The sequence below is a fragment of the Kosakonia sp. LAM2021 genome (assembly GCF_016620385.1).
Classification (GTDB): Bacteria; Pseudomonadota; Gammaproteobacteria; order Enterobacterales; family Enterobacteriaceae; genus Kosakonia; species Kosakonia sacchari.
This window is the reverse complement of the sequence record NZ_JAENHT010000001.1, coordinates 333359-352966: the sequence shown is the minus strand read 5'-3', so window position 1 is coordinate 352966 and position 19608 is coordinate 333359. Positions and strand designations below refer to the sequence as shown.

Annotated in this window: 19 protein-coding genes; 6 read left to right on the top strand and 13 right to left on the bottom strand. The window is 56.8% G+C overall.

Translation table 11 applies throughout. The features are described from left to right. The first annotated feature begins 10 nt into the window (after positions 1-10). Positions 11-1141, top strand: coding sequence for a class Ia ribonucleoside-diphosphate reductase subunit beta (nrdB, locus tag JKP81_RS01660; protein WP_200550362.1), 1131 nt, complete (start codon positions 11-13; stop codon positions 1139-1141). Beyond that, entirely contained in the window at positions 1141-1395 is a 255-nt protein-coding gene (gene yfaE, locus JKP81_RS01655) for a class I ribonucleotide reductase maintenance protein YfaE (RefSeq protein ID WP_200550361.1), read from the top strand. The genes nrdB and yfaE overlap by 1 nt, the downstream gene beginning before the upstream one ends. Before the next feature lie 27 nt (positions 1396-1422). On the opposite strand, the gene glpQ is transcribed toward yfaE, so the two are convergent. Together glpQ and glpT are read right to left on the bottom strand one after the other, a co-directional pair. Then, positions 1423-2487 carry a glycerophosphodiester phosphodiesterase gene (gene glpQ / locus JKP81_RS01650; RefSeq protein ID WP_200550360.1) on the bottom strand — a complete coding sequence of 355 codons (1065 nt, stop codon included), beginning with the start codon at positions 2485-2487 and terminating at the stop codon, positions 1423-1425. 12 nt (positions 2488-2499) lie between these two features. Beyond that, positions 2500-3852 carry a glycerol-3-phosphate transporter gene (glpT, locus tag JKP81_RS01645; protein ID WP_200550359.1) on the bottom strand — a complete coding sequence of 451 codons (1353 nt, stop codon included), beginning with the start codon at positions 3850-3852 and terminating at the stop codon, positions 2500-2502. Between the two features lie 276 nt (positions 3853-4128). On the opposite strand from glpT, the gene glpA reads away from it, so the two are divergent. The 3 genes from glpA to glpC are packed head-to-tail and all read left to right on the top strand — an operon-like array spanning position 4129 to position 8184. Further along, positions 4129-5751, top strand: coding sequence for an anaerobic glycerol-3-phosphate dehydrogenase subunit A (glpA, locus tag JKP81_RS01640; protein ID WP_020454505.1), 1623 nt, complete (start codon positions 4129-4131; stop codon positions 5749-5751). Further along, positions 5741-6997 (top strand): glycerol-3-phosphate dehydrogenase subunit GlpB, encoded by a 1257-nt coding sequence (gene glpB, locus JKP81_RS01635; protein ID WP_200550358.1) that lies wholly within the window; start codon positions 5741-5743, stop codon positions 6995-6997. Before glpA ends, glpB begins: the two co-directional genes overlap by 11 nt. Then, on the top strand, positions 6994-8184 hold the full coding sequence (glpC, locus tag JKP81_RS01630; RefSeq protein ID WP_200550357.1) for an anaerobic glycerol-3-phosphate dehydrogenase subunit GlpC: 1191 nt from the start codon (positions 6994-6996) through the stop codon (positions 8182-8184). Before glpB ends, glpC begins: the two co-directional genes overlap by 4 nt. A gap of 23 nt (positions 8185-8207) precedes the next feature. Here the strand turns inward: glpC and JKP81_RS01625 are convergent, their stop codons facing one another. Together JKP81_RS01625 and JKP81_RS01620 are read right to left on the bottom strand one after the other, a co-directional pair. Further along, positions 8208-9407, bottom strand: a complete 1200-nt coding sequence (locus JKP81_RS01625) for a nicotinamide mononucleotide deamidase-related protein YfaY (RefSeq protein WP_200550356.1) — start codon at positions 9405-9407, stop codon at positions 8208-8210. Between the two features lie 93 nt (positions 9408-9500). Then, entirely contained in the window at positions 9501-10043 is a 543-nt protein-coding gene (locus tag JKP81_RS01620; RefSeq protein ID WP_017458576.1) for a YfaZ family outer membrane protein, read from the bottom strand. A gap of 172 nt (positions 10044-10215) precedes the next feature. Between JKP81_RS01620 and nudI the strand changes: the two genes are divergently transcribed. After that, a complete protein-coding gene (gene nudI, locus JKP81_RS01615; protein ID WP_200550355.1) occupies positions 10216-10641 on the top strand; it encodes a nucleoside triphosphatase NudI in 426 nt (141 codons plus the stop codon). A gap of 8 nt (positions 10642-10649) precedes the next feature. Here nudI and JKP81_RS01610 read toward each other — a convergent pair whose 3' ends face one another. The 9 genes from JKP81_RS01610 to JKP81_RS01570 all read right to left on the bottom strand — a co-directional run bounded on the left by JKP81_RS01610 (position 10650) and on the right by JKP81_RS01570 (position 19600). Then, positions 10650-11582 (bottom strand): Rpn family recombination-promoting nuclease/putative transposase, encoded by a 933-nt coding sequence (locus tag JKP81_RS01610; protein ID WP_200550354.1) that lies wholly within the window; start codon positions 11580-11582, stop codon positions 10650-10652. Positions 11583-11695: 113 nt separating this feature from the next. Beyond that, complete coding sequence (gene menE, locus JKP81_RS01605; protein WP_200550353.1) at positions 11696-13066, bottom strand: o-succinylbenzoate--CoA ligase; 1371 nt, start codon at positions 13064-13066, stop codon at positions 11696-11698. Continuing rightward, complete coding sequence (gene menC / locus JKP81_RS01600) at positions 13063-14028, bottom strand: o-succinylbenzoate synthase (RefSeq protein ID WP_200550352.1); 966 nt, start codon at positions 14026-14028, stop codon at positions 13063-13065. Before menC ends, menE begins: the two co-directional genes overlap by 4 nt. Then, entirely contained in the window at positions 14028-14885 is an 858-nt protein-coding gene (gene menB / locus JKP81_RS01595; protein ID WP_017458581.1) for a 1,4-dihydroxy-2-naphthoyl-CoA synthase, read from the bottom strand. Before menB ends, menC begins: the two co-directional genes overlap by 1 nt. After that, positions 14882-15658 (bottom strand): 2-succinyl-6-hydroxy-2,4-cyclohexadiene-1-carboxylate synthase, encoded by a 777-nt coding sequence (gene menH, locus JKP81_RS01590; protein WP_200550351.1) that lies wholly within the window; start codon positions 15656-15658, stop codon positions 14882-14884. Before menH ends, menB begins: the two co-directional genes overlap by 4 nt. Then, a complete protein-coding gene (gene menD, locus JKP81_RS01585) occupies positions 15655-17325 on the bottom strand; it encodes a 2-succinyl-5-enolpyruvyl-6-hydroxy-3-cyclohexene-1-carboxylic-acid synthase (RefSeq protein WP_200550350.1) in 1671 nt (556 codons plus the stop codon). Before menD ends, menH begins: the two co-directional genes overlap by 4 nt. Before the next feature lie 71 nt (positions 17326-17396). Further along, positions 17397-18692 carry an isochorismate synthase MenF gene (menF, locus tag JKP81_RS01580; RefSeq protein WP_200550349.1) on the bottom strand — a complete coding sequence of 432 codons (1296 nt, stop codon included), beginning with the start codon at positions 18690-18692 and terminating at the stop codon, positions 17397-17399. An 87-nt stretch (positions 18693-18779) separates the two neighbouring features. Further along, positions 18780-19085, bottom strand: coding sequence for a stress response protein ElaB (elaB, locus tag JKP81_RS01575; protein WP_017458585.1), 306 nt, complete (start codon positions 19083-19085; stop codon positions 18780-18782). Between the two features lie 53 nt (positions 19086-19138). Then, positions 19139-19600 (bottom strand): GNAT family N-acetyltransferase, encoded by a 462-nt coding sequence (locus JKP81_RS01570; RefSeq protein WP_200550348.1) that lies wholly within the window; start codon positions 19598-19600, stop codon positions 19139-19141. Positions 19601-19608: the final 8 nt, after the last annotated feature.

Here is a 19608-nt window from a genome sequence, read left to right as displayed (position 1 = left end):
CTCACATTCCATGGCATACACCACTTTTTCACAGACGAAAAACGATCAGTTGCTGGAGCCGATGTTCTTCGGTCAGCCGGTTAACGTGGCGCGCTACGATCAGCAAAAATATGACATTTTCGAAAAGCTGATTGAGAAACAACTCTCCTTCTTCTGGCGTCCGGAAGAAGTTGATGTTTCCCGCGACCGTATCGATTTCCAGGCGCTACCGGAACACGAAAAGCACATTTTTATCAGCAACCTGAAATACCAGACGCTGCTGGATTCCATTCAGGGTCGTAGCCCGAACGTTGCGTTACTGCCGCTGATCTCCATCCCGGAACTGGAAACCTGGGTAGAAACCTGGGCGTTTTCAGAAACGATCCATTCGCGCTCTTACACCCACATCATCCGCAACATCGTTAACGATCCGGCGGTGGTGTTTGACGATATCGTCACCAACGAGCAGATCCTCAAACGCGCGGAAGGCATCTCGCACTTCTACGACGAGCTGATCGAAATGACCAGCTACTGGCACCTGCTGGGAGAAGGCACGCACAACGTCAACGGCAAAACCGTGACCGTCAGCCTGCGCGAGTTGAAGAAAAAACTCTACCTGTGCCTGATGAGCGTGAACGCGCTGGAAGCGATTCGCTTCTACGTCAGCTTCGCCTGCTCCTTCGCTTTCGCCGAGCGAGAGCTGATGGAAGGCAACGCCAAAATCATTCGCCTGATTGCCCGTGACGAAGCCCTGCACCTGACCGGCACCCAGCATATGCTGAACCTGCTGCGTTCCGGCGTTGATGACCCGGAAATGGCCGAGATCGCCGAAGAGTGCAAACAGGAGTGCTATGACCTGTTCGTGCAGGCGGCATTACAGGAAAAAGAGTGGGCGGAATACCTGTTCCAGGGCGGCTCGATGATCGGCCTGAACAAAGACATTCTCTGCCAGTACGTTGAGTACATCACCAACATCCGCATGCAGGCAGTCGGTCTCGACTTACCGTTCCAGACCCGTTCGAACCCGATTCCGTGGATCAACACCTGGCTGGTTTCCGATAACGTCCAGGTGGCGCCGCAGGAAGTGGAAGTGAGTTCCTATCTGGTCGGTCAGATCGACTCTGAAGTCGACACCGACGATCTGAGTAGCTTCCAGCTCTGATGAGCCGTGTGACGCTTAGCCTTTCCGGCATGCACGTACAGTGCCAGGATGAGCATCCTTCCCTGCTGGTGGCGCTGGAATCGCACCAGGTGGAAGTTGAGTACCAGTGCCGCGAAGGCTACTGCGGCTCCTGCCGCTGTCGTCTGGTGGCAGGCCAGGTTGACTGGATTGCCGAGCCGCTGGCCTTTATCAACGAAGGGGAAATTTTGCCCTGTTGCTGCCGGGCGAAAGGCGATATCGAAATCGAGATGTAAAAAAGGGCCTTCACAGGCCCTTTTGTTTTACTTGTGCTGTAAAAACTGTACCGCTTTATCCGGGAAATCGGTGAACAAACCATCGACACCCGCCTGCTGATACAACACCTTGTAGAGCTGATTCACATCGCTGGCGTACGGTGGAAGCTGATCCGCGCGTACGGTAAACGGATGGACCTGCAAATGGCTGGCATGCGCCTCTTTAACCATTGCCGTTAGCTTAACGTTACCCGGTTTTGAACCGTCCGCCACCAGCATGTGGTAGTCCGGACCGATGCCGTCGGCATACTGCGCGATTTGCTTCATCGCGCCGGGTTTGAACATCCAGTCGTAACTGTAATTCACCCATTTACCGTCCGGCTGCTGCTCCTGCGTTTCATTCCAGTTGGTATACGCAATCAGTTGCACCAGTTTAAGATCCATCCCCATCTTCGGTTCCAGCTCTTTCTTAATGCGCTTGAGCTCATTGACGTCAAAACATTGCAGGTACACGTTATCCTGCTTGCTGGTGTAACCGTACTTTTTCAGCACTTCCAGCGTTTTTGCGGCAATGTCTTTCCCTTCCTGATGGTGGAACCAGGGCGCTTTGATCTCCGGATAAATACCGATGTTCTTGCCAGTAGAGTGGTTTAACCCCTGCACAAACTCGATCTCCTCTTCAAACGTATGAATGCGGAAATCGGATTTACCCATCGGGAAACGCCCCGGATAGACCTGCACTTTCTTGCCCTTTTCCAGCTCGAACCCTTCGGTAAACTTCAGCGAGCGGATCTCGTCGAGCGTAAAGTCGATGGCGTAGTAACGCCCGTCTTTACGCGCGCGCTGCGGGAAGCGCTCCGCGATATCCGTTACGCGGTCGAGATAGTGATCGTGCAAGACGACCAACTGGTCGTCTTTGGTCATCACCAGGTCTTGTTCAAGAAAATCTGCCCCCTGCGCATAGGCCATCGCTTTCGCCGGTAAGGTATGTTCCGGCAAATAACCGCTGGCGCCACGGTGGGCGATAACGATTTTATCGGCGGCCAGCGCCTGGCTGGTTAGCGCGCCTGCCAGCAGCAGGCTTGAGGTCATACGGGTGAAAGTGGTTTTCATCAGTGCTCCCAGTTAGCTACGACGCGCCAGCACATCGGCATGGTGACGCTTTTCGCCAATCATCACGATAACCAGCAGTAAAACCGCCAGAATGCTGCCGCCAATCATCACCATAAAGCCACCATCCCAGCCGAAGAAATCAACGGTATAACCGACAATGGCGCTGGCGGCGACAGAACCACCAAGATAGCCAAACAAGCCGGTAAAGCCCGCCGCCGTACCCGCCGCTTTTTTCGGTGCCAGCTCCAGCGCATGCAGACCAATCAACATCACCGGGCCATAAATCAGGAAGCCGATGATGATCATACAGGCCATATCCACGCTCGGGTTACCCGGTGGGTTCAACCAGTAAACGATAGTCGCAATGGTCACCAGTGTCATAAAGAACACGCCCGTTGCGCCGCGGTTTCCGCGGAAGACTTTGTCCGACATCCAGCCGCACAGCAGCGTGCCGGGAATGCCCGCATATTCATAGAAGAAATAGGCCCACGAGGATTTATCCAGCGCGAAGTGTTTCACCTCTTTCAGGTAGGTCGGCGACCAGTCGAGAATGCCGTAGCGCAGCAGGTAAACAAAAACGTTCGCTACCGCGATATACCACAGCAGTTTGTTCGGCAGGATGTACTGCATGAAAATCTGCTTTGCGGACAACTCTTCTTCGTGTTTGTCGCTGTAATCATCCGGGTAATCGTTTTTGTACTCTTCAATCGGCGGTAAACCGCAGGATTGAGGCGTGTCGCGCATTAGTGCGAAGGCCAAAATCGCCACCAGAATCGCGCCGAACGCGGGCATATACAGCGCCGCATGCCAGTCGTTAAACCACGCCATCCCCAACAGGAACAGCAGCGGAGGGATGCCACCGCCGACGTTATGCGCGCAGTTCCATACCGACACAATGCCGCCACGCTCTTTTTGCGACCACCAGTGCACCATGGTACGCCCACACGGCGGCCAGCCCATCCCCTGGAACCAGCCACACAGGAACAGCAGCACAAACATGACCATGATGCTTGAGGTTGCCCACGGCACGAAGCCCATAAACAGCATCACCGCCGCCGCCAGAATTAACCCGGCGGGCAGGAAAACGCGCGGATTCGAGCGATCAGACACCGAACCCATAATAAATTTCGAAAAGCCGTAGGCAATGGAGATACCGGACAGCGCGAACCCCAGATCGCCACGGGAAAAGCCTTGTTCGACTAAATACGGCATTGCCAGCGCAAAGTTCTTACGCACCAGATAGTAGGCGGCATAACCGAAAAAGATCCCGAGGAAAATCTGCCAGCGCAACCGCCGGTACAACGGATCGATTTGCGCATCGGGCAGACGCGATTGATGGGGGGCAGGTCTAAAAATACTCAACATAATAGCGGCCTCCGTGGCGCGGTAAGACTCATATCTTTCATTAATGAGTGAAAACGAACATAACCAGAGTTATTCGCGGCGGATTGTAGTGAAAGTTTTAACCAGAGTGAATGAGTTGTCGCAGGTATTGTTACAGAAACATGACAAACATCTAACTTCACGCATGAAAGCGCGTTTCACTTTCGTTTTTTGCTCGAATATGCGCGATATCAAACAAACCACAATCATAGTATGGCTAAATGGTTGCTAAGGAACGTCGACCAGAAGGACGCGAACATGCGCAACTCCAGTGACTACGATGTGATTATTATCGGCGGCGGCGCGACCGGCGCAGGCATTGCTCGCGACTGCGCCCTGCGCGGATTGCGTGTGGTTCTGCTTGAACGCCACGATATCGCCACCGGCGCGACCGGCCGCAACCACGGCCTGCTGCACAGCGGTGCGCGTTACGCGGTGACCGATAACGAATCAGCGCGTGAATGTATTGCCGAAAACCAGATCCTTAAACGCATCGCCCGCCACTGTATCGAACCGACAGACGGCCTGTTTATTACCCTGCCGGAAGATGACCTGGTGTATCAAAGCCAGTTTATTGACGCCTGTCTGCAAGCGGGGATACCGGCGCAGGCCATCTCACCGCAGGAGGCGCTACGCATGGAGCCAAGCGTCAATCCGGCGCTAATCGGCGCGGTGCGTGTGCCGGACGGCACGGTGGATCCTTTCCGCCTCACCGCCAGCAATATGCTGGACGCGCGCGAGCACGGCGCCAAAATCCTCACCGGGCACGAAGTGTGTGGTCTGATCCGCCATGGCGACACGGTGAGCGGTGTGCGGCTATATCACCCTGCCAGTGGCGAAACCCAGGAACTCCACGCGCCAGTGGTGGTGAATGCCGCCGGGATCTGGGGGCAGCGCATTGCCGAATATGCCGACCTGTCGATCCGGATGTTCCCGGCGAAAGGCGCGCTGCTGATCCTTGATCATCGCATTAATCAGCACGTCATCAACCGCTGCCGCAAACCTGCGGACGCCGATATTCTGGTGCCAGGCGACACGATTTCCCTGATTGGCACTACCTCAACACACATTGATTACGCCGACATCGATAACCTGCGCGTCACGCCTGACGAAGTGGATATTCTGCTGCGTGAAGGGGAAAAACTGGCACCGGTAATGGCGAAAACGCGCATCCTGCGTGCTTACGCCGGTGTGCGACCGCTGGTCGCCAGCGATGATGACCCGAGCGGGCGCAATGTCAGCCGGGGAATTGTGTTGCTGGATCACGCGCAGCGCGACGGGCTGGAAGGCTTTATCACTATTACCGGCGGCAAGCTGATGACCTACCGGCTGATGGCCGAATGGGCGACGGATGCCGTGTGTCGCAAGCTCAATCATCATGCTCCTTGCACCACCGCCACCGCGCCGCTGCCTGGCTCCCGCGAGCCGACCGAACAGGCGCTCAAAAAAATCATCTCTCTGCCGACGCCGCTACGCGGTTCGGCGGTCTATCGCCATGGTGATCGTACGCCAGCCTGGCTTGGTAGCGACAGACATAACCGCAGTCTGGTTTGCGAATGTGAAGCCGTCACTGCCGGTGAAGTGCAGTACGCGGTCGAAAACCTCAATGTCCATTCGCTGCTAGATTTGCGCCGCCGCACACGCGTCGGGATGGGCACTTGCCAGGGTGAACTGTGCGCCTGCCGTGCAGCCGGGTTGCTTAACCGCATGCATGTCACGACCGAAAGTGAATCGCTGCACCAACTGGCCGGTTTTCTTAATGAGCGCTGGAAAGGCGTTAAACCCGTCGCCTGGGGCGATGCGCTGCGGGAAAGTGAATTCACTCGCTGGGTTTATCAGGGATTGTGTGGTCTGGAAAAGGAGGCGGAAGATGAGATTTGATACGGTTATTATCGGGGGCGGGCTGGCCGGTTTGGTGTGCGGGATCCGTCTTGCGCAGAGCGGCCAGCGCTGCGCCATTGTCAGCCGCGGGCAGAGTGCTCTGAGCTTCTCTTCCGGCTCGCTGGATTTGCTTTCGCATTTACCCGACGGTCAACCTATCGATACGCTTGATAGCGCCATCGCGCACCTCCAACAGCACCATGCTAATCACCCTTATGCCCGGTTCGGCGCAGACCAGGTTCGCCATTACGCACAACAGGCGCAGACGCTGCTGGCAGATTGCGGGCTGGCGTTACAGGGCGATGTTGATACGCCGCACCAGCGCGTAACGCCGCTTGGTACATTCCGCACCGCCTGGCTTAGCCCGCAGGAAGCGCCGGTAAAAACAGAAATTCACCAGCACACTGGCGTAGTCGGTATCAGTGGTTTTCTTGATTTCCAGCCGCAGCTTGCGGCAGGTGCGCTGCGTAAACGCGGTATTGGCGCGCAAGCAGAAGAGATAGACCTGCCGCTGCTGGATCGGCTGCGCGACAACCCCAGTGAATTTCGCGCGGTGAATATCGCCCGCCTGCTGGACGCGCCCGAGCACTACAACGCCCTGTACGAAGCGCTGCTGCCGCTAAGCCAGCACTACGCGATGCTCTATCTGCCCGCCTGCTTTGGTCTGACAGACAGCAGCGTCTTTACACGCCTTAATCAGCAACTGGCCTGCCCGCTGCGCCTGTTGCCCACGCTGCCGCCTTCCGTACCGGGTATGCGCATGCAACAGCGCCTGCAACAAGCGTTTATACGCAGCGGTGGTAACTGGATGCCCGGTGACGATGTACTGCGTGCCGATATCGCCGACCAGCGAGTCACACAAGTGTGGACGCGTAAACATGAAGATATCCCGCTGCGCGCGCGCAATGTGGTGCTCGCCAGCGGCAGTTTTTTCAGTAACGGGCTGGTTGCCGGGCGCGACCGCGTGCGGGAAACGGTGTTTGATCTCGACGTGCTGCAAAGCGCACAGCGTCAGGAGTGGTATCACGATGATGTGTTTGACAGCCAGCCGTGGCAGCAGTTTGGCGTGCAGACCGACGCGCAACTACACGGCCTGCGCGAGGGCAACGCCGTGAACAATCTCTATGTGGTTGGTTCCGTGCTGGGTGGTTTTGATGCCATCGCCCAGGGGTGCGGCGGCGGCGTTTGCGTCGTTACCGCGCTGCATGCCGCACAGCTAATTAGCGCACAGGGAGGCGAACAATGAGCAATACGCAATTTGAAAGCTGCATTAAATGCACCGTTTGCACCACCGCCTGCCCGGTCAGCCGCGTCAACCCCGCTTACCCTGGCCCGAAACAGGCAGGCCCTGATGGCGAGCGCCTGCGGTTAAAAGACGCCGCGCTGTATGATGATGCGCTGAAGTACTGCACCAATTGTAAACGCTGCGAAACCGCCTGCCCGTCCGGCGTGAAAATTGGCGATATTATTCAGCGCGCCCGTGCTCAGTACGCACCGAAAAAACTCTCCATACGTAATGCCATTCTCAGCCACACCGACCTGATGGGGACGCTATCAACACCAATGGCGCCGCTGGTGAATGCGGCAACATCACTCAAACCCGTGCGCCAGTTACTGGATACCGCATTAAAAATCGATCACCACCGCACGTTGCCAAAATATTCCAGCGGCACATTTCGCCGCTGGTATCGCAGCATTGCCGCGCAGCAACAGGCATTTGCGCAGCAGGTGGCGTTTTTCCACGGTTGCTACGTGAATTACAACCATCCCCAGTTGGGTAAAGATCTGATCCGCGTGCTGAACCATATGGGCATCGGCGTACAGTTGTTGCAGCGGGAAAAGTGTTGTGGTGTACCATTGATTGCGAATGGCTTTTTCGATAAAGCAAAAAAACAGGCGCAATTTAATGTGCGCTCGCTGGAGCAAGCCATCGGCACGGAGGGATTGCCGGTTATCGCTACCTCTTCCACCTGCGCTTTTACGCTGCGCGATGAATATCCTCACCTGCTGGATGTGGATAACAGCCATCTGCGCTCGCATATCGATTTAGCCACGCGCTGGATCTGGCGCATGCTTGACGAAGGTCGCGCGTTGCCGCTGAAAGAAACTCCGCTGAAGGTGGTCTATCACACACCGTGTCATATGGAAAAAATGGGCTGGACGCACTACACGCTGGAGCTGCTGCGGCGCATTCCCGGGCTTGAATTGACGGTGCTGGATTCGCGCTGCTGCGGGATTGCCGGAACCTACGGCTTTAAAAGCGAAAACTACCCAACATCGCAGGCGATTGGCGCGCCGCTATTCGAGCAAATTGAAGCCAGCGGTGCGGATCTGGTGGTGACGGATTGTGAAACCTGCAAATGGCAAATTGAGATGTCCACCAGCAAACGCTGTGAACATCCCATTACGCTACTGGCAAATGCATTGGGGTAACGGCATGCCGTTACCCTCAGCGATTACTCTACCGACAGCGTTTCCACCACATTGATCCAGCCGTGATCGCTGGCAATATCTTTGCCCGCCAGCCAGCGGCGCAGAATGTTCAACGCCATCATGGCGCACACTTCCTGGCGCACCACCAGCCCGTGGCGGGTAGTATTGAATTTCACCCGCAGGGCGCGGGTGCCTTCCGGCGTCGCCAGCGCGAAGTTAAGATGATCCTCTTCAAGACCGGTCACTGTCAGCGCCAGCCCGGCGAGATGGCGATTGCGCAGCTCGGTGGTCCAGCGAGCGCTTTGCGCCAGCGCTTCCGCCTGCGACGGTAACACTTCGCTGGCCAGCAGCGGCGCACCGGCGCGTGAAAGTTGTAATGCCACCAGACCGCCAGTGAACTGTTCGCTTAGCGTCAGGCTCAGTTGGCGTTCCCGCAGGGTTGCGGCAAGCGCGGCCGGTAAACCGTCGGTGCCTTCAAAAATCAAACTTTCACCGGCGACGCGTTTCACTTCCGGCCACAGCGCTTCCATCGCGGCGCGATGTTCTGCCGGGCCAGTCAGTTTTAACTCGATAATCGGCATCGAAGAGCGGTAGCCCATCACCACGCCTGGCGGCAGTTGAAGGTGTTGCAGGCTCTGCGCCAGATCGCTCTCTGAGCGACCAAAAGTGGTTAAGCGCAGGCAAACCGGCGGCTCCGGCAGGGTAAAGCGTGCGCGCAGTCGCGGCAGAATTTCTTGTTCCACCATCACTTTAAATTCCGACGGTACGCCCGGCGTGAAAAACATCAGGCAACGCTTGAGCTGCAGAGCAAAACCACAGGCGGTACCGACCGGGTTATCCACCAGTTCGGCGCTGGCCGGGATCTCAGCCTGTTTGCGATTACTCGGTGCCATCACGCGGCCACGTTCGGTAAAGAAGCGTTCCATTTGTGCCAGCCACGCTTCGTGTAGCACCAGCGCTTCACCTTTGGCAGTCGCCGCCGCCAGCGCGCTGAGATCGTCGCTGGTCGGCCCCAGGCCGCCATTCACAATCAGCACATCCGCGTGCTCACTACGTTCACGCAGGATAGCGACCAAATCATCAAGGTTATCGCCCACGGTGTTACGGCGCGTGAGAGGCAACCCCTGGTTAAAGAAAAAATCAGCCAGCCAGGCCGCATTGGTATCCACAATCTGACCATGCAGCACTTCATCGCCGGTCGATAACATCTCCACATTTAACATCGTTAGCTCCTGCAATCGAGGTTGAAACACTATAGCGCATGCGCAGAGGAAAAACGGAGACAAACGGGCGCGGACAGAGGCCGCGCCAGGGGATTAGAAACTGGCGCTGACGCCGACATACGGGCCATCAGCCACGGCGTTGTCGCGACGCCCTTCTTTACCGGTCATGTCGATGTAGCGGTAACCGGCCTCAACTGTCAGCGGGCGCATAATGGTGTAACGCGCCCCGGCGTTCGCTTCCTGGTACTCTTTCACGCCGCTGGAGAGTGAATCCGGCGAGTAGTAGTATTCACCGAAGATGCTAAAGCTACTGGCGATTTTCCACTGCAACCCACCACCGACCGCAACGGCATAACCTTCGCTGCCCACATCCGGATTCAGATAAATGCCTTTACCACCGACGGTCGCAAGGAACGGACCAAGCGGGATGTTGTAACCAAGTCCCAGGCCGGCAATATCGCCATCATCTTCACTGTGTGCCCAGTTACCGCTCACGGCGATGCCGCTGGTTTCGGTACCCAAACCAAAACCAAAGTTGGTGTAATCTTTCCCAATCTGGCCGTTCAGACTCACGGCCTGCGCCCCAGCAGAGACCAGCAACACGCTGGCTAAACCTAATAAAGCAACGTTCTTCATTTTTGATTTCCGCACATAACGGGCCTGATGCCCAAAAGCCTCTGATTGTACGCTTATTTTTCTGTCAGAAGAATGAATAAAAAGGTCAGTAAATATAGACGGGGTCAATTTTTCAGCATCAGCGCTTGCGTTAACATGGCGCGTTGTGTTCATCACTCTACAGGAATTAACCATGCGACAACGGACGATTGTATGCCCACTGATTCAAAATGACGGCGCCTATTTGCTGTGTAAAATGGCCGACGATCGCGGTGTTTTTCCCGGTCAATGGGCATTATCCGGCGGAGGTGTGGAGCCTGGAGAGCGGATTGAAGAGGCGCTGCGCCGGGAGATCCGTGAAGAATTGGGCGACAAGCTGGAGCTGAGCGAAATCACGCCGTGGACGTTTCGCGATGATATCCGGGTGAAAACCTATGCCGATGGCAGCAAAGAACAAATCTATATGATCTACTTGATTTTTGATTGCGTCAGCGCCAATCGCGAAGTCAGCATCAATGACGAATTCCAGGATTACGCGTGGGTAAAACCTGCGGATCTGCATCGCTACGATCTGAACGACGCGACCCGCAATACATTAAGGATGAAAGGGTTGCTCTGAAAACGTACTCAGTGGCTGACCTTTTCCACCACTTCCGCCGGTAGCCCGGTTAATGTTGCTACGACATCGGGCTCCATTCCTTTTTCCAGCATCACTTTGGCAATGCGCAGCGCTTCTTGTCGAACGCCTTCGGCACGCCCCTGCGCCAATCCTTTTTTCAGGCCAAACGTCATGCCTTCTTCGCGAAGAAATTGTGCAATGTTCATTAACACCTCCTTTTGCTGATGATCCGTGGTTCTGCTGGCAATGGCGGTTAAAAACGCTGCCGGATCGGCGGTATGACCCGCTTTCAACAAATAGTGCAGCAACGTCTTCAACTGTTCGCCGCCAGTGTAGCCCAGCGCCAGCAGGCTGACCAGTTGCTCCTGAAACTCCAGCATATCGCGTTGCCGAACATGTTTTTGTAAGAGCTCAAGCATCGCAATACGTCGATGTTGCACAATTTCAGCATCGGCAAGTTGGGTGATGTCCACCAGTGGAAACGCGCTGGTGTAAAGTTTTTCCGCCTGCTGCGGCAACTGAAAGGCATCAAGCCAGCGTAGCGACCACGGATACGGTGTGACGCGTCCATGATAAAAAAGCATTGGGATAACCACTGGTAATTCGCCATGCCCTTTATCAAGATGGCGCTGCATTGCGGCAATGGCATAGCGCATCAGGCGAAAGGCCATATTTTTATCCGGTGAACTTTGGTGTTCAATCAAGGCATAAAGATAACCGTCGCCAGCGCGCGTTCTCAGCGAATAGAGAATATCTGAGTAGCAATATCGCAGATCTTCCTCAACAAAACTGCCCGATTCCAGATGCAGCGTGGAAAGATCACACAGTGCAATCAAATGCTCTGGCAGGTGAATGTCGAAAAAATCACGAGCGGTTTGCGCATGTGATAATAATTTGCGAAACACCGCATCGTGCGGTGTAGAAGAGGATGAATGCGGCATCGCTATCCCTGCGTTTCAGAAGCCAGAGCGCAAACTAACACACTTGCGGGAGGGGGGTTTATCGGCCAGTCAGTTTGTCGTGAAGGCTCGCAAAAATAGTCCTGCCGCTATTTTTACGTGTTGCCGTCAAGGGTGCTAACCCACTGCTGAACGGCGCGCCGGGAGATCTTAATACCGCCATTTTTAAGCGCTGCAGGCAACAGCAGCCAGCGTACCGGCTGCTGGAAACGGGCCAGTTTATCAGCGACCCATTGGCTCAGCGCATCGGCATTTACGTCACCTTCGCACTCCACCACCGCCACCGGACGTTGACCAAATTCCGCGTCATCCACCGGTACCACCAGCACCTGCTGCACCTGCGGGTGGCGGGCAATAACGCGTTCAACTTCTTCTGGTTGAATGCCTTCCCCGCCGCTGAAAAAAAGATTGTCAAGACGACCGTGAATGGTCAGGCGACCATCGTTCAGCTCGCCGCGATCGCGCGTGGCAAACCAGCCTTCACTGTTTACCAGCGGCAGGAGTTCTCCGTTGCACCAGTAACCCGACGCCATGCTGGCGGCACGCAGCCAGACTTCCTCGCCGACAATTTTCACTTCACGCCCTGGCAGCGCGTAGCCGACATCAGGTTTGCCATCGGCTTCTTTCGCACACACCGTCGAGGCAAATTCAGTTAAACCGTAACCACACCAGCTGCGGATCCCGCGCTCGCGTGCCTGCTGCGTGAGTTCGACGGGGATCGCTGCACCACCCAGTAACACTGCTTTCAGCGAGACCGGAACCTTGTCATTCAACAAGCGCCACAGCTGCGTTGGAACCAGCGAGGCGTGGCTGCACCCGGCCAGCGCCTGCTCCAGCGGCGCTTTTTGCCGCACGGTGATCCGCGCGCCAGCCAGCAGCCAGCGCCATAAAATCCCTTGCCCGGACACATGAAACAGCGGCAACGAGAGAAGCCAGTCGTCTTTCGCGGTAAACGGGATCAGCGCCAGTACGCCCTGCGCACTGGCAAGATGCGCCGCGCAGGTATGCACGGCGGCTTTTGGCAACCCGGTAGAACCGGAAGTCAGGGTCATTGACGCCAGCCGTTGAGGCTGCCAGTCAACGGCATAATCGCCGTCAGCCTCGCTTAACGCCAGCGATGTTAAACCGGCGTACACCGCGTGCGACTCCAGGTCGAGCGCAAAACGCAGTGTCAACTGCCCTAACTGCGCCTCCAGTTGCGTGGCGGGTAACTGCGGGTTCAGCGGTATAACCCGCGCACCGCATTGCAACAGCGCCAGCCACGCCAGCAACGTCTCTGGCTGGTTGCGCGCGCGTAACATGACGCCATCGCCCGGCTGCACACCCTGGCGGGCAAACCCGCTGGCAAGCCTGTCAATACGCACACAAAGCTCACGCCAGTTAAGGCTTTGCTGCTCAAGGCGAATCGCCGCCTGCTCGCCTTGTAGCGTGCGCCAGTGACGCCAGGGCCAGTCGGGAAAAATCATAGCAATGGTTCCAGCGCATCAACCTGCAAGCAGGGTAAATCACTCTCAGGCCAGCGGCGAATCAACTGCGTTTGCATTAATTGCAGCGTATCGAGACCCGGCACCGTTCCCGGCGTCAGCCAGGCGGCGATACGCGCCAGTTGCGTCAGGCCAAGGCTCGATTCGATTGACGAACTGATAACGGTCGTCAGCCCCAGCGCTTTCGCCGCAGCGACCTGTTGCTGGACTTTCTGTAAACTGCCGGTCAGCATCGGTTTAATCACCACGGCGCCGACGCCGGGCTGCTGCTCAAAACAAAAGTCCGCGTCACGCAGGCTCTCATCCCAGGCGAGGGTAATGCCGGTCTCGCGGGCAAACGCCAGTGATTCCTCGCGCGTCTTACAGGGCTCTTCAAGAAACGCAATGCGCGAGCGGTAAGCCGGATTGACATACTTCGCAAACTGTTGCGCTTTCAGCGGCGTCCAGGCGCGGTTAGCATCGAGGCGCAAATAGAGATCGGGAATCGACTCCAGCAGCAAGTTGACCACCATGCCGTCACGCACTGCTTCATAGAGCCCCACTTTCACTTTCGCCAGCTTCTCACCCGGCAAAGCAGCAAGCGCGGCGAACAGCTCATCCGGGTCACCGCTACACAGCATCGCGGCGCGGTAATCCGCCGCCTGCGGCAGCGCATCGCTAAGCTCTGCCAGCGCGCAACTCAAACCAAATGCCGCAGAAGGCGCATCCGGCAGCGGTGGCTGTTCGCCATCGCGCCAGCTACGCGCCCACGCCATCACAACCGGTTGAACGTCATCCAGCGTTTCCAGGCTAAACCCCGGCAGAGGGGAAATTTCCCCCCAGCCTTCACGCTCGCCCTCGGTGAGATGAACGAACAACCCGTCACGTGTTTTCAGGCGCCGCTCACGCAGCACCACGCCCGCATCAAGCGGGATTTGCCAGCGGTAAACCTGCGCCTGTCGCATTATGGATTCCGTTTGAATTTGCTGAAATCAGGCTGGCGTTTTTCGTTAAACGCATTGCGGCCTTCCTGACCTTCTTCGGTCATGTAGAACAGCATGGTGGCGTTACCCGCCAGCTCCTGCAGGCCCGCCTGACCATCGCAGTCGGCGTTCAGCGCAGCTTTCAGGCAGCGCAGCGCCATTGGGCTGTTTTGCAGCATTTCGCGACACCAGCGCACGGTCTCTTTCTCAAGATCGGCAACCGGCACAACGGTGTTGACAAGTCCCATATCGAGCGCCTGTTTGGCATCGTACTGACGGCAGAGGAACCAGATTTCGCGCGCTTTTTTCTGCCCAACGATGCGCGCCATGTAAGACGCCCCCCAGCCACCATCGAAAGAGCCGACTTTCGGGCCGGTCTGGCCGAAAATAGCGTTTTCCGCCGCGATGGTCAGATCGCACATCATGTGCAGCACGTGACCGCCGCCGATGGAGTAACCCGCCACCATCGCCACCACCGGTTTCGGGCAGGTGCGGATCTGGCGCTGGAAATCCAGCACGTTGAGATGATGCACACCGGAGTCATCCTGGTAGCCGCCGTAATCGCCGCGCACTTTTTGATCGCCGCCGGAACAGAAGGCTTTATCCCCTTCGCCGGTCAGAATTATCACGCCCACGCTGTCGTCATAACGCGCATCAGCCATGGCCTGAATCATCTCTTTAACCGTCAGCGGGCGAAACGCATTGCGCACCTGCGGGCGGTTAATGGTGATCTTGGCAATACCATCAGCCGATTTCTGATAACGGATGTCGGTGTAACCTTCAGAACAGTCACGCCATTCAACCGGCGCATAAAGCATGTTTTCATCTGGGTGGATCATAGTGTGTCCTTTGTCTCAAGACGCAGAATACGCGCCAGGGCGGCAATAACGGCAGCGGGATTTTCCCGGTGCGCGTTGTGCCCGGCGGCAGGAATGGCGTGACAGTGGCGCGAGACTTGCGTCGCCAGCGCCTGAAATTTGCTGTCATGTTCACCGTATAAATAATGTACTGGCACAGAAAGTGTCTGAAGTGCGGCGCGCAAATCAGGCTGGCAGGCAAGCGAAGTTGCCTCCAGCATCGCCGCCAGCGTTGCGCCGTTATTCTCGCCGCGTGTGGCCACCAGCGCCGCTCGTTGCGATTCGCTCAGCGTGGCAAAAACGGGTTGCCGGTACCAGGCGTCAAATACCTCACTCAATGGCTGCTGGCGAAAACGCGCAGCCCACTGCTGATCATTACGCAGCCGCTGTGCGCGATCGTCAGCGGATGTCAGTCCCGGGTGACCACCTTCAACCACCAGACCGCACAGCCCGGCAGGATGCAGGCATGCGTGGTACATCGCCACGCGCCCACCAAGCGAATACCCCACCAGCCAGTAGTTGCGTATGTTGTAATACTCAAGGGTGGTGCGCAGCAGCGCGTCCAGCGCATCAAAGGACGCAACGCCAATATGTGCTGAACCGCCATGTCCAGGCAGATCGAGGTACAAGCGCGGGAAATCACTCAGCGCGTCGCCAACGGGTTGCCACTCGCGGTTATCGCCGGAAAAACCATGCAGAAACACCAGCCACGGTTGCGGCTGGTGTCCACTAATGGTTTTACCGTGCAGGATCACAGATGGCTCACCTGCGCCAGCAGCGTTTGTAACGTCTGCGCGCCGTCGGTTGCGTTCACCACCAGTTCAATCACCGTCGCACCTGGCTTGCACCAGGCCCCTTCGAGCGCCTGCTCAAGCTCAGCCCAATTCTCCGGTTGATGGTAAGCCAGATTAAACATCGCCGCCGCATGCGCAAAATGGACATTCTGCGGCATCAAATAAAACTGCTCGCGCTCGGCGGGCGGCGTGGGCAGTAACGAGAAAATTTGCCCACCATTGTTATTCACCACCAGCAGGACGAACGGCGCAGAAGCCTGCCGCAGCAGCGCCAGCGCGTTGAGATCGTAAAGCGCGGAGAGATCGCCCACAATCGCCAGCGTAGGCCGCGCAGTGGCGCGCTGAACGCCCGCCGCCGTTGAAAGCAAGCCGTCAATACCGCTGGCGCCGCGATTGCTGTAAACCGGGTATCCCGCCGGGAGCTGCCCCAGTGCATCGACCAGCCGCACGACCAGGCTGTTTCCAAGAAAAAGTTGACCCTGGGCTGGCAAATAATCCGCGATACGATGCGCCAGTTGCGCCTCGCCAAAAATATCACGCTTCGCACAAACGATTTCCCAGGCCTGCGCCGAAAGGCGTGGGATCGCCTCGCACCACGGCGCACGCGGTTCAGCCGGATGCTGCTCCAGCCAGTCGGCAACGCTGGAAACCAGTCGACGCCCGCGATGATGGGCCGGATCGAGCCGCCCTTGCAGGCGGTCAATCAGCCAGTACTCTTCCGGTTCGCAGGTCGCCTGCCACTGCAACAGACGTTTGCCGGTCAGGCTGCTACCAAACTGCAACACAATCTGCGCCTGATTCAGCTCTGCCACTGCCTGGCCATTACCGAGCCAGAGATCGGCGCACGGCAGCGGTTGCCCGGTCTGCGAAAGCGCATCACCAATCAGCGGCCAGCCGAGCGTTTTCGCCCATTCAGCAAGCAAACGGCCTTCAGCCGCGCTCATGCGCCCTGCCACTATCACGCCGCGTTTTTGTCGCCAGAAAAACCAGTCGCGCTGCGTTTCGCTGCTCACCCTATTCGGTACACGCAACCATGGCGTGTCTGCCTGCCACCAGTCACCCAGCGCCTGCTGCCAGGCAAGGCCGGTATCATCCATTTCACCGTACAGCGGCTCGGCAAACGGGCAGTTAATATGTACCGCGCCGCCCTGTAACGAATCCAGCAGGTTATCAAGGGTGGAAACCAGCCAGCGCGCAGGAATGTCCTGCGACGGACGCGGGAGCGCGAGAGATTCAGCAGGATGCGTGGCAAACATGCCCGGCTGGCGAATTGCCTGGTTAGCACCGCAATCAATCAACTCCGGCGGTCGATCTGCCGTCAGCAGCACCAGCTTTTCACCGGTCAGCCCCGCTTCAATCAGTGCGGGATAAAGATTCGCAACCGCCGTGCCGGATGTCACGATCACCGCCACCGGCTCATTGCTGGCCTTTGCCAGCCCCAGCGCAAGGTGGCCTAAACCACGTTCATCAAAATGGGTGTGATGAATAAAGGCGTGATTTTCCGCTGCGGCCAGCGTTAATGGGGTGGAACGGGATCCGGGGGCAATACACACATGCCTGACGCCGTGACGGGTAAGGGCTTCGAGGATCACCGCCGCCCAGCGTCGGTTAAATGAGCTTATCGACATGAATTTGTCCGGTATCAATATTACGGCTTAGTATAAATAATCAGGAACTATGTATTTTTGATATGAGTCGGTTATGCGTGACTAAGTTGTAGTAATGATCGCAATCCCGCCGCTTTGTTCTCAATTTCCTGCCACTCTTGCTCCGCGTCTGAACCGGAAACAATGCCTGCACCGGCATAAAGACGTACGGTATTGCCGTCAATTTTTGCCGAACGCAGGGCAACGCAGAACTCACTCTGTTGCCGCGAAAGATAACCCGCCGAACCGGCATACCACTCACGCTGAAAAGGCTCATGACGCGCAATAAATGCCCGCGCTTCACGGCGCGGCAATCCCGCAACTGCCGCTGTTGGCTGGAGCATTTGCAGACAGAGTGCGTCATCCGGCTTTTGCAGATCGGTCCAGATACAGCGGCGAAGATGCTGTACTTTACGCAGCCGGACCACTTTCGGCGGCAGCACTTCCAGCGCACCGGTTTGCTGCTGTAAACGCTGGCAGATATCTTCCACCACCAGCATATTTTCACGCTGGTTTTTGTCATCAGCCATTAGCCAGTCGGCAAGCTGTTGCGCCTGCTGGTCATCTTCACGATTAGCAACCGTTCCGGCCAGCGCTTCAGTGCGTAAGGCGCTACCACGGCGACGCCACAGCCGCTCAGGCGTTGAGCCTAAAAAGGCCGTTTGCGCATTAAACGCCATCATGAAATGAAAACAGTGATGATTGAGGCGACGGCTGGCGGCCATCAACGCGGCGGCGTCCACCGAGCTGGCAAAATGGTAATCCGTTGCGCGGGCGAGTACGACTTTATCCAGCTCACCGCTTTCCAGCGTTTGCAACGCCTGCGCAATCAGCGTTCGCCAGCCATCGCGCTCGGGGATGTGACGCTGCTCAAGGCACGTTTGCTGCACGTTTTGCAGCGGTGTCGATTCCACCAGTGCCGAGAGAAACGTGAGCGCGCGCTGCGCGTCATCATACAGGGACGTCTCACTGAAAATATAGACACGCAGAAAAGCGTGACCGCCTTCCCGACGCCACTCCAGACGCGGTAAAAACAGTTCGCCTTGTGTGGGATCAAACGCGTTAAGCCCCCAGATGCGGACATCTTCAGCGCATTGCTGCAAAAAATCTTGCGCCAGGGGTAAAGAAGAGAAACGGCGCAATGCGCCAAGCGCGGCGGCTTCGTCATCACCGCTACGTTGCTGCCAGTAAAATTGTGGCCACACGCGCTGGCTGGCAAGCCAGGTCAGAGGATCAAAAGCGTCGTTTAGGGGGAAAGGGGCATCAAAAAAGCAAAATCCTGACGACCGGGGAATGTCATCGGTCAGGCAACGGTGTAAGTGTGAAAGCGCCGAGGAAATGGAGTACACGCGAGCCCCTCCCTGTTAAAAACCACATAGTATACGGGGTACTTAGCGTAATAACAGTACCCCCTTCCAGGGAGGGGAAGTGAAACGTTAGCGGCGGGCTAACAGCAGACCGAGCACCAGACCTACTGCGGCACCGGCACCAATGCCCTGCCACGGTTTTTCATGCACGTAGTCATCTGCACGATAAACGGCTTTTTTCGCCCGGTAGTAGTACGTATCCGATGCACTGCTGACGCGGTTTTTCACTTCATGCAGTGCCTGTTCGGCACGGGCCTTCAACTCAATGTACTTTTGATCTGCGGGGTCGCCCGATGAGCGGAGAATTTCTTCCAGCGTTTCGCTCAGCAGGGTCAGGTCGTCATCAATATGTGATTCATAAGAATGATATGCCATCTGTTGTCTCCATGTTATGCACCTGTCCGCTAACTATAGACAAAGGCTGTCGGTTACGCCTGGCGGATCTCGCGCGCCATCCCGATATGTGCAATACCATCTTCGTCATACACATCGGTAACGGGTTGAAAACCAAAATGGGCATAGAAAGATTGCAGATGCGCCTGCGCGCCCAGATATAGCGCGTGCTGCGGCCAGTGTTGCTCGCAAGAAAGCACCGCGCGTTCCATCAACTGATAGCCCAGTTTTTCGCCGCGAACCTGCGCACTGACAATCACCCGGCCGATAGCCACCGGTGAGAGATCATCATCACTTTTCAGAATCCTCGCATACGCCACCAGTTCGTCACCTTTCCAGCCGAGAAGATGGCGGTTCTCGCCCACCAGGTCCTCACCATCCACATCCAGATAAGCGCAAGCCTGCTCAACCACAAACACTTCGCAGCGCAATTTCAGTAACGCATACAACTCAGAAACGGTCAGTTCGGAATGGTGCACATCCTGCCAGCGGATCATGTTGTTCT

Excerpts from the sequence above, each read along its gene's own strand:
- JKP81_RS01620 (WP_017458576.1), bottom strand. The coding sequence starts at position 10,043 with ATGAAGAACGTTGCTTTATTAGGTTTAGCCAGCGTGTTGCTGGTCTCT.
- nudI (WP_200550355.1), top strand. The coding sequence starts at position 10,216 with ATGCGACAACGGACGATTGTATGCCCACTGATTCAAAATGACGGCGCC.
- glpC (WP_200550357.1), top strand. The coding sequence starts at position 6,994 with ATGAGCAATACGCAATTTGAAAGCTGCATTAAATGCACCGTTTGCACC.
- JKP81_RS01610 (WP_200550354.1), bottom strand. The coding sequence starts at position 11,582 with ATGCCGCATTCATCCTCTTCTACACCGCACGATGCGGTGTTTCGCAAA.
- menB (WP_017458581.1), bottom strand. The coding sequence starts at position 14,885 with ATGATCCACCCAGATGAAAACATGCTTTATGCGCCGGTTGAATGGCGT.
- glpB (WP_200550358.1), top strand. The coding sequence starts at position 5,741 with ATGAGATTTGATACGGTTATTATCGGGGGCGGGCTGGCCGGTTTGGTG.
- elaB (WP_017458585.1), bottom strand. The coding sequence starts at position 19,085 with ATGGCATATCATTCTTATGAATCACATATTGATGACGACCTGACCCTG.
- menD (WP_200550350.1), bottom strand. The coding sequence starts at position 17,325 with ATGTCGATAAGCTCATTTAACCGACGCTGGGCGGCGGTGATCCTCGAA.
- JKP81_RS01570 (WP_200550348.1), bottom strand. The coding sequence starts at position 19,600 with ATGATCCGCTGGCAGGATGTGCACCATTCCGAACTGACCGTTTCTGAG.
- nrdB (WP_200550362.1), top strand. The coding sequence starts at position 11 with ATGGCATACACCACTTTTTCACAGACGAAAAACGATCAGTTGCTGGAG.
- glpT (WP_200550359.1), bottom strand. The coding sequence starts at position 3,852 with ATGTTGAGTATTTTTAGACCTGCCCCCCATCAATCGCGTCTGCCCGAT.
- JKP81_RS01625 (WP_200550356.1), bottom strand. The coding sequence starts at position 9,407 with ATGTTAAATGTGGAGATGTTATCGACCGGCGATGAAGTGCTGCATGGT.
- glpQ (WP_200550360.1), bottom strand. The coding sequence starts at position 2,487 with ATGAAAACCACTTTCACCCGTATGACCTCAAGCCTGCTGCTGGCAGGC.
- menE (WP_200550353.1), bottom strand. The coding sequence starts at position 13,066 with ATGATTTTTCCCGACTGGCCCTGGCGTCACTGGCGCACGCTACAAGGC.
- yfaE (WP_200550361.1), top strand. The coding sequence starts at position 1,141 with ATGAGCCGTGTGACGCTTAGCCTTTCCGGCATGCACGTACAGTGCCAG.
- menC (WP_200550352.1), bottom strand. The coding sequence starts at position 14,028 with ATGCGACAGGCGCAGGTTTACCGCTGGCAAATCCCGCTTGATGCGGGC.
- glpA (WP_020454505.1), top strand. The coding sequence starts at position 4,129 with ATGCGCAACTCCAGTGACTACGATGTGATTATTATCGGCGGCGGCGCG.